Annotated in this window: 7 protein-coding genes and 1 pseudogene; 2 read left to right on the top strand and 6 right to left on the bottom strand. The window is 71.8% G+C overall.

All coding sequences use genetic code 11. The annotated features are described in order from the left end of the window. Positions 1–230 precede the first annotated feature (230 nt). Positions 231–773 carry a bacterial proteasome activator family protein gene (locus ACFXGX_RS09110; RefSeq protein ID WP_384786912.1) on the bottom strand — a complete coding sequence of 181 codons (543 nt, stop codon included), beginning with the start codon at positions 771–773 and terminating at the stop codon, positions 231–233. A 228-nt stretch (positions 774–1,001) separates the two neighbouring features. On the opposite strand from ACFXGX_RS09110, the gene ACFXGX_RS09105 reads away from it, so the two are divergent. Beyond that, a complete protein-coding gene (locus ACFXGX_RS09105; protein ID WP_384786909.1) occupies positions 1,002–2,003 on the top strand; it encodes a hypothetical protein in 1,002 nt (333 codons plus the stop codon). A gap of 40 nt (positions 2,004–2,043) precedes the next feature. On the opposite strand, the gene ACFXGX_RS09100 is transcribed toward ACFXGX_RS09105, so the two are convergent. From ACFXGX_RS09100 to ACFXGX_RS09090, 3 genes and pseudogenes are all read right to left on the bottom strand, one after another. Next, the gene (locus ACFXGX_RS09100; protein ID WP_384786906.1) at positions 2,044–3,024 is read right to left on the bottom strand and encodes an NAD(P)H-quinone oxidoreductase; all 981 of its coding nucleotides are present in this window, start codon (positions 3,022–3,024) and stop codon (positions 2,044–2,046) included. Between the two features lie 30 nt (positions 3,025–3,054). After that, a pseudogene (locus ACFXGX_RS09095) lies at positions 3,055–3,747 on the bottom strand (potassium channel family protein); the annotation flags it as partial. 199 nt (positions 3,748–3,946) lie between these two features. Beyond that, on the bottom strand, positions 3,947–4,951 hold the full coding sequence (locus tag ACFXGX_RS09090; protein WP_384786903.1) for an alcohol dehydrogenase catalytic domain-containing protein: 1,005 nt from the start codon (positions 4,949–4,951) through the stop codon (positions 3,947–3,949). Positions 4,952–5,221: 270 nt separating this feature from the next. Here ACFXGX_RS09090 and ACFXGX_RS09085 point away from each other — a divergent pair, with 270 nt between their 5' ends. Beyond that, positions 5,222–6,331, top strand: coding sequence for a potassium channel family protein (locus tag ACFXGX_RS09085; protein ID WP_384786900.1), 1,110 nt, complete (start codon positions 5,222–5,224; stop codon positions 6,329–6,331). Positions 6,332–6,462: 131 nt separating this feature from the next. On the opposite strand, the gene ACFXGX_RS09080 is transcribed toward ACFXGX_RS09085, so the two are convergent. Together ACFXGX_RS09080 and ACFXGX_RS09075 are read right to left on the bottom strand one after the other, a co-directional pair. Next, a complete protein-coding gene (locus tag ACFXGX_RS09080) occupies positions 6,463–7,920 on the bottom strand; it encodes a molybdopterin molybdotransferase MoeA (RefSeq protein WP_384786897.1) in 1,458 nt (485 codons plus the stop codon). Next, positions 7,917–8,203, bottom strand: a 287-nt coding sequence (locus tag ACFXGX_RS09075; protein WP_384786894.1) for a DUF6457 domain-containing protein, incomplete at its 5' end; no start/stop codon positions are given. The genes ACFXGX_RS09080 and ACFXGX_RS09075, both read right to left, overlap by 4 nt.

Here is an 8,203-nt window from a genome sequence, read left to right as displayed (position 1 = left end):
CCGCGCGCCCCCCCGCCCGGCGGCGCGCGGCGCGCGCCCCCCCCCCCGCGGCCCGCGGGGGCGGCGGCCGCGGCCCCGCCCCCCCCCCTCGCGCCCCCCCCCCCGCTTCTTGTCGGTGGTGATCGCCCAACGCCGGGGTGACGGGGGCGGTGGCTCGATGACCCGCGTGGCCGGCCGACGGCACGCGGGGCTGGTCGACAACACGCGTAATAGGTCGGCAACCCGGCTGGTTACAGGTACGGACCGCCCGAACGGCCACCCGTACGGGGGTCCTCGTCGCCCTCCAGACCGCCGACACCCGGCGGAAGCGCACGGCGCATCTGCTCCAACTGCGCCCTGGCCGCCATCTGCTGGGCGAACAGCGTCGTCTGGATCCCGTGGAAGAGCCCTTCCAGCCAGCCCACCAACTGAGCCTGCGCGATCCGCAGTTCGGCGTCGCTGGGGGTCCCCTCGTCCGTGAAGGGCAAGGAGAGCCGCTCCAGCTCCTCCACGAGCTCCGGAGCGAGACCGTCCTCCAGCTCCTTGACGGAACTCGCGTGGATCTCCTTGAGGCGGACCCTGCTGGCCTCGTCCAGGGGAGCGGCGCGCACTTCCTCCAGCAGCTGCTTGATCATGCTGCCGATGCGCATCACCTTGGCAGGCTGTTCCACCATCTCCGTCACCGGGATCTCGCGGGAGTCCTCGTGCCCGGTGCCGCCGAGAGCCATTCCGTCCTGTCCGACAACCAGGATCTGAGGGTTCTCCGGCGACCGTTCGTTCCTCGGCATCTCCATGCCGCCATTCTCTCGCACCCACGTACTCCATCACGGTGGTGCCCCCCGTACACGGTGATCCACCACCTACGTCGGCCCAGTTGGCGAAATGAAGGGGTGCCACGGCCTCTGAAGTGCGCGAATGACGTCACTTTCTGTCGAGATGCCGGGATCACGACGTCATGTGAGGCTGGTTGCGTCGATCACGGCACCCGTCTTGGCGAACCGTTCCGGGAGGGGGTCACCGACGTGACTCCAAGGCTGCGCACCCTGCCCACGGCCGGACTCCTCGCGGCGGCCCTGCTGACCGGCGCCGCCCCCGTCACCCATGCCGCTCCGGCGGTCTCCGGGAGTTTCTCGTCCACGGCCGCGGCCAGGTCCGGAGCCATCGCGTCCACCGGGGGCCACGCATCCACCGCCCTGACCCGCCCCGGGAGCCTCGCGCCCGTCTTCTTGACCCGCCTCGGGAGCCTCGCGCCCGTCTCCTTGACCCGCCTCGGGAGCCTCGCGCCCGTCTCCTTGACCCGCCTCGGGAGCCTCGCGCCCGTCTCCTTGACCCGCTCCGCGGACCTCGCGCCCGTCTCCCTGACCCGCTCCGGGAGCCTCGCGCCCACCGCCGGGTCCCGCTCCTGGGGCCTCGGCGCGGCCGCTGTCTCGCGGGGGCCGTCGGCTCCCGCCGGCACCTCACCGGCTCCGCCCACCCGCGGCAGCGACTCGCCCGCTCCTTCCGCGGGGGTGACCACCACGCCCACCCCGTCCACCTCGACCGCCCCGTCCACGCCGCCCACCCCGGGGACCGGATCACCGCATCCGTCACCCGGAAGGAGCACCCCGCCCGTTCCGTCCTCGCCGTCCGGGCAGGGGCCCACCGCCTCGGACGCGGCCGGTCCCACGGCCTCCGAGCCGGCCCGCCCGACCCCGACGGCGGACCCCTCCCGCTCCCGCGCGGGCAGCTACGCGGGCGAGGGCCGCGAGCGCCCCGGCCGCACGGAGCAGAACACCCCGGACGGCCGGGACAGCCAGGACTCCGACAGCCAGGACCTCCAGGACACGGCCCCCGCCGCGGACACCGCGATCACGGAGCCGAGCGAGGCCACCGACCCCTCGGGCGACAACGCGGCCCCCGTCCAGCAGAGCGTCGTGGGCACGCCCCAGGGAAACCTGGCGATCCTGCCGCTGGGCAGCGGCCTGATCCTCATCGGCCTGGGCATGGCCCTGGCCCTCCTGGGCCTTCGGGTACGCAACGGCTGAGCGGCCCCGGGACGGCAACCGTTGCGGCCGAGCCGGCCCGCTAGGGGGCGACGAGCAGCACCTTTCCGATGTGGCTGCTCTCCTCCAGGACCCGGTGCGCGCCCGCCGCTTCGCTCATGGGCAGCTCGCGGTCGACGACCGGACGGACGTGACCGGAGTCGATCAGCGGCCACACGTGCTCACGCACGGCCGCCACGATGGCGGCCTTCTCGCCGAGCGGCCTGGCACGCAGCGAGGTCGCGCTGATCGCGGCACGCTTGGTCAGGAGAGCGGCGATGTTCAGCTCCGCCGTGATGCCGCCCTGCATGCCGATGATGGCGAGCCGTCCGTTGACGGCGAGGGCGCGCACGTTCCGGTCGAGGTACTTGGCTCCCATGTTGTCGAGGATGACGTCGGCACCCGCCCCTCCGGTGGCCCGCCCGATCTCCTCGACGAAGTCCTGCTCGCGGTAGTTGATCAGGATGTCCGCGCCCAGCTCCGCGCAGAAGTCGAGCTTCTCCTTGGTGCCCGCCGTGACCGCGACCTTCGCGCCCACGGCCTTCGCGAGCTGGATCGCCATGGTGCCGATGCCGCTGGAGCCGCCGTGCACGAGCAGGGTCTCGCCGGGGCGCAGGTGGGCGACCATGAAGACGTTCGACCAGACGGTGCACGTCACCTCGGGCAGCGCCGCCGCCTGCCGGACGTCCAGCCCCGTGGGCACGGGCAGCAACTGCCCGGCCGGGACGGCGACCTTCTGGGCGTATCCGCCGCCCGACAGCAGCGCGCACACCTCGTCGCCCGCCGACCAGCCGATGACGCCCGGTCCGACCGCGGCGACGCGCCCCGAGCATTCGAGTCCGGGGTAGGGCGAGGCGCCGGGCGGCGGGCTGTACAGGCCCTGCCGTTGCAGCAGATCGGCGCGGTTGACGGCGCTGGCCACCACCTCGATCAGCACTTCGCCTTCGGCCGGCACCGGATCGGGAACTTCGTCCCACACCAGCGCCTCGGGCCCACCAGGTTCAGGAATCGTGATCGCGTACATGAGAGGGACGCTACTCCTGAGAGGTGCCGCCTACTCCCGGGGCAGGGGCCGAATGTCCGGCGCCGCCCGCTTGCCGCGCGAGACCCGCGTGATCGTGATCAGCCGGTCCGTCGACTCCAGCGCGCCGGCGTCCGGATCGTCGTATCCGAGCACGCGATGACCTCGTACGACGCTGACCACCAGGTCGGTGGTGTCGCGGGCGCTCATGCCCACCTCGGCCTTCGTGACGGGCCGCTCCACGATGTCGAGCCCGCTGCCCTGATGGATCAGGTCCTCCATCACCATGCCCGCGGCGGGGCTGAGCACGGAGAGTCCGAGCAGCCGGCCGGCCGCGCTGGCGCTGGTGATGACCGCGTCGGCACCGGACTGCCGCAGCAGCGGCGCGTTCTCCTCCTCGCGGACGGCGGCGACGATCTTCGCCTCGCGGTTGAGCTGCCGCGCCGTCAGGGTGACCAGGACCGCGGTGTCGTCCCGCTGGGTGGCGATGATGACCTGCCGCGCCTTGTGGAGTTCGGCGCGCATCAGCACATCGCTGCGCGTGGCGTCCCCGATCACTCCCGCATACCCCTCGCCCGTCGCCGCGTCGACCACCCTGGAACTCGGGTCGACGACCACGACCTGCTCTTTCTTGAGCCCGCTCGCGCAGACGGTCTCGATGGCCGACCGCCCCTTGGTCCCGAACCCGACAACGACGGTGTGCTCCCTCAATGCCGCCCTCCAGCGCTTTCTTGGAAGTTGAAAGTACCTTTCCGGATACACAGGCGATGCGGCCGGATGCGATGCAGCCGAGGAAAACCGCGGTACTGCTCCGCGCGTGGCTGCACGAGTCCCTCGTCGGATCCCGGCGCTCCCGACGATCCCGGCGCGACACGTGACCGGCCCCGCCTGAAAGGCCCTGCCACCCCGGAGCGGGCCTGTGCGGTCACACGGTGAGCACCATGCGGAAGCGGGCGTCTCCGCTGGACATCCGCTCGTACGCCTCAGTCGCTTCGCTCAGGGGCCGGGTCTCGATCATCGCCCGGATCCCTTGGTCCGTGGCGAAGCGGAGGTTGTTCTCGTTCTGGATGGCGCTTCCGGTGAGGGACCCCATGATCCGCACGTCGCCGAAGACGAGCTGCATCGGGGTGACCTTGACCGGTTCGTCGGACGCACCCACGACGACGAGTCGTCCACCGCTGGCAAGGCCGTTGAGCAGGGGTGAGATGTCGCCGGCGGCAGCTGTCGCGATGACGGCCTGTGCACCGCCGAGCTTGCTGAGTTCCTCGCCGGGGTCCGTCTCGGTGGAGTCGATGTAGTGATGCGCGCCGAGCTCGCGGGCCAGCTTCTCCTTGCCGGTGCCGCGTGCGACGGCGACGACCCGCTGGCCCATCTTGGCCGCGTACTGGACACCCAGGTGTCCGAGGCCGCCGATGCCCTGGATGGCCACCAGGTCGTCGGCCTTGGTGTGCGCCTTGAGGAGCGCGTTGAACGTCGTGAAGCCCGCGCACAGGAGCGGCGCCGCCTCGGCCGACGTCAGCTCGTCCGGGACCGCGACGAGACCGGTCGCCCGCGCGTAGACGACTTCCGCGTAACCACCGTCGATACCCACGCCGGTCTGCGGCTGGTTCGTGCACGCGACGAAGTTCCCCATCCGGCAGGACTGGCACACGCCGCAGTGACCACCGAGGAACCCGACTCCGACGCGTTGCCCGGTCGACCAGCCCTCCACCTCGGGCCCCAGCGCGTCGATCACCCCGACGATTTCGTGCCCCGGAATCGGTGACCTCTGTCCGGGGTCGTGCGGCTGCACGGTGAAGCTGTCGGAGTGACAGACCCCGCACGCCTCCACCCGGATGCGCACCTGTCCCGCGGCGGGCTCGGCCAGTTCCCGTTCCGCCGACTGCAGCGAGCCGTCCGGGGCGACCTCGATGACTTTGTAGTTTGACATGGCAGACGCTCACCTGCTCCTCACCTGTCGACCCAACCCCTTCAGGATGCGCCTCCCCGCGACGCCGTGCAGGCCCAGAGAGCCCTGTCACCGCAACTCGACGCTCCCCAGGGACTGGAACGGCGTACTCACTGTGACCGATCGCGCGCGATCGGTGTACGCGCGGAGGCGGTTGGGCGCGCCGGGTCTGTGGTTCACTGCTGGCGCAGCATCGCCCGAGATCATGGTCGCCATGCCGGCTGACCGGAGCGCCGTCGCAGAGGACAGGCGATGAACGACGAGAAGAAACCACCGTCCAAGACCGGGAAGTTCTCGATCCTCCGGTCTCTCTGGTACCGGTCGCGGGCCGAAGCCCTGGACGATGCCGAGGCCGGACGATCCATCACGATGCCCGTCGCACGCAGTGTGCCGCCCCTTCAGCAGGTTCTACGGCGCTTGGCCATGGCCCTGCTGATCCTTTTCGTCACGACGCTCGTGGTCTGGTTCGACCGTGACGGCTACAACGACAACGCCGACGGCAGCGTCGATTTCCTCGATGCCGCCTACTACGCGACGGTGACTCTCTCCACCACCGGATACGGCGACATCACCCCGGTCAGCGACACCGCACGGATCGTCAACATCTTCATCATCACGCCCCTGCGCGTGTTGTTCCTGATCATCCTGGTCGGCACGACGCTCGAAGTGCTCACCGAGCGCACCCGCCAGCAAGTGCGCGTCCACCGCTGGCGTTCCCATCTGCGCGACCACGTGGTCGTCGTCGGCTATGGGACCAAGGGCCGGCACGCCATCGAAGCGCTTCTGGGGCAGGGCATCCGCAAAGACAAGATCGTGGTCGTCGATCCCGATCGGTCGGCCGCGGAGGCCGCCAACAGTGACGGGCTCGTGTCGGTGCTCGGTGATGCCACCCGATCGGACACCCTTCGAAAAGCCGAGCTGCACAGCGCTGTACAGGTGATCGTCGCTCCACAGCGCGACGACACCGCGGCGTTGGTCACCCTGACCGCGCGTCAGCTCAACAAGCACGCGACCATCGTCGCCGCGGTACGGGAAGACGAGAACCTTCCGCTGTTGAAGCAGAGCGGTGCCGACACAGTTGTCCTCAGCTCCAGTTCCGCGGGTCGCCTCCTCGGTGCGTCCATGGCCCATCCTCACGTCGCGGACACCCTTGAGAATCTGATGACGTACGGGCGAGGCCTCGACCTCGTGGAACGACCCGTGGCAGCGGATGAACTGGGACGGTCGCCCCGGGACTGCACGGATCTCGTCGTGGCCGTCGTGCGCCGGAAGAAGGTCTACGACTACACCGAGCCGGAGGCCGCAAGCCTCCAGGCCGGAGACCGCGTGATCTCGATCAGGCAGGCAGTGCCTGCCCGTTGAACAGGCAATGCGCATGCCTGCCGTGGATCAGGCAATGCGCATGCCTGCCGTGGAGGTGCGTCGTCGTCGCCCGGAAGTTTCACGTGAAACACTCCCCGCTCGCATTCATGCCACTCACACCCTCGACCGGCTCAGGCGAAGCACGCGTCGATCCCCGCGACGGCCCACGGCAGATCGATGAGGTCCAGCTCCTGCCCGGCACGGGCGCCGCCCGGCGGTACGACCGCGAGCGCGTCGGCGGCCGCGATACCGCGCAGCATCGCCGGGCCGTTGTAGTGCAGCGGCGTGGCCCGCTCGCCGCGCAACGAGACGGGGATGAGCCGGGTGTCGTACGGGTGCCCCTGCACGGCTTCCCCGAGCGGCAGCGTGTACGGCTCCGGGGCCATGCGTCCGGCCAGCGTGCGCAGCAGCGGTTCGGCCAGTGTGAGCAGGCCGGAGACGGCGGCGAGGGGGTTGCCCGGCAGGCCGACGAGGTGCTGGTTCTCCTGGGTGCGGGCCAGCAGCATCGGGTGTCCCGGCCGCACCTTGACACTGTCCACCAGCAGGTCGGCGCCGATCCGGCGCAGGGTGGGGTGGACATGGTCGACGGGGCCGCCGGCCGTACCGCCGGTGGTGACGATCAGATCGGCCCGGGAGCCGGTGATCGCCTTGTGCAGCGCCTTGGCGTCGTCGCCGAGCCGGCGCACCGCGACGACCTCGGCGCCCAGCGCCCGCAGCCACGGCGGCAGCATCGGACCGAGCGCGTCCCGGATGAGTCCTTCCCGGGGCAGTCCCTCGGTGAGCAACTCGTCGCCGAGTACGAGAACTTCGGCGCGCGGCCGAGGGACGACGGCGAGCGTGTCGTAGCCGGCGGCCGCCGCGAGGCCCAGCACGACGGGGGTGACCAGTGTTCCGAGCGGCAGCAGTTGGTCGCCGCTGCGGCACTCCTGGCCGCGCGAGCGGATGTCCTGCCCGTGCGCGAGTGCCAGGACACCCCGGGAACGGGCGGGTGACGGCTCCCGCGCGACGCTCGCGTGGAGCCGGCCCTTGTCGTCGAGGCGGCCGTGTTCGCTGCGCAGGACGGCGGTGGCGTCCCTCGGGACCCGTGCCCCGGTGGCGATCCGCACCGCCTCGCCGTCGCTGAGCCGCTCCGGTTCCGCGTGCCCGGCGAGGACGCCGCTCTCCCGCACCTCCCAGGGGCCGGGTCCGGCGACCGCCCAGCCGTCCATGGCGGAGGTGTCGAAGGAGGGGAGGTCGGTGAGCGCGGTCAGGGGTGCGGCGAGGACGAGGCCGAGGGATGCCTCCAAGGGGACCGAAACGGGGGTGCGGCGGGCCAGGGAGCGGGCGGCCCGCTCGGCGACGGCCCGGGCCTCCGGCCACGGGGTGGACCGGTGCCGGGTGTGTTTGCCCTCGCCGCTGTCCTGCGCGCCGGGCGACGGGGCCGCCGCCGGGTCACTTCCCTGGGGGCCCGGGACGGCGCGCTCCGCCCGGCCGGGCTCGCCGGTCGGGCGGGCGCCCGTGCCCTTGACCAGGGCGAGCGCCTCCTCGACGTCGAAGTCGTCGGTGTCCTGGCCGTCCCGGCTGTCCCGGGTGGAGCGTGCGGCGGTCATCCGGCGTCCGACTCGGTGGCGGTCGTGGCGGTTGTGGGGCCGGGCGACGCGGCGCCCGGCGTGGCTTCGGGCGCGTCCTCGTCGGCCCAGCGGAGCGCGAGCGCGGCGGCCTTGCGGGAGGCTTCGGCGACCGCTTCCGGGCCCCCGCCTGCTCTCGCGGCCGCGTATCCGACGAGGAACGTGGTCAGTGGCGCGGCCGGCCTGGGGGGGGCGCGGGGGGCGGGGGGGGGGGGGGCGGGCCGGCCCCCGCGGGGGTCGGAGAGGGGGTGTCGCCGGACGCTCT

Origin of the sequence: Streptomyces sp. NPDC059371 (assembly GCF_042751995.1) — a bacterium.
GTDB lineage: Bacteria > Actinomycetota > Actinomycetes > Streptomycetales > Streptomycetaceae > Streptomyces.
This window is presented reverse-complemented; position numbering and strand designations above follow the sequence as displayed.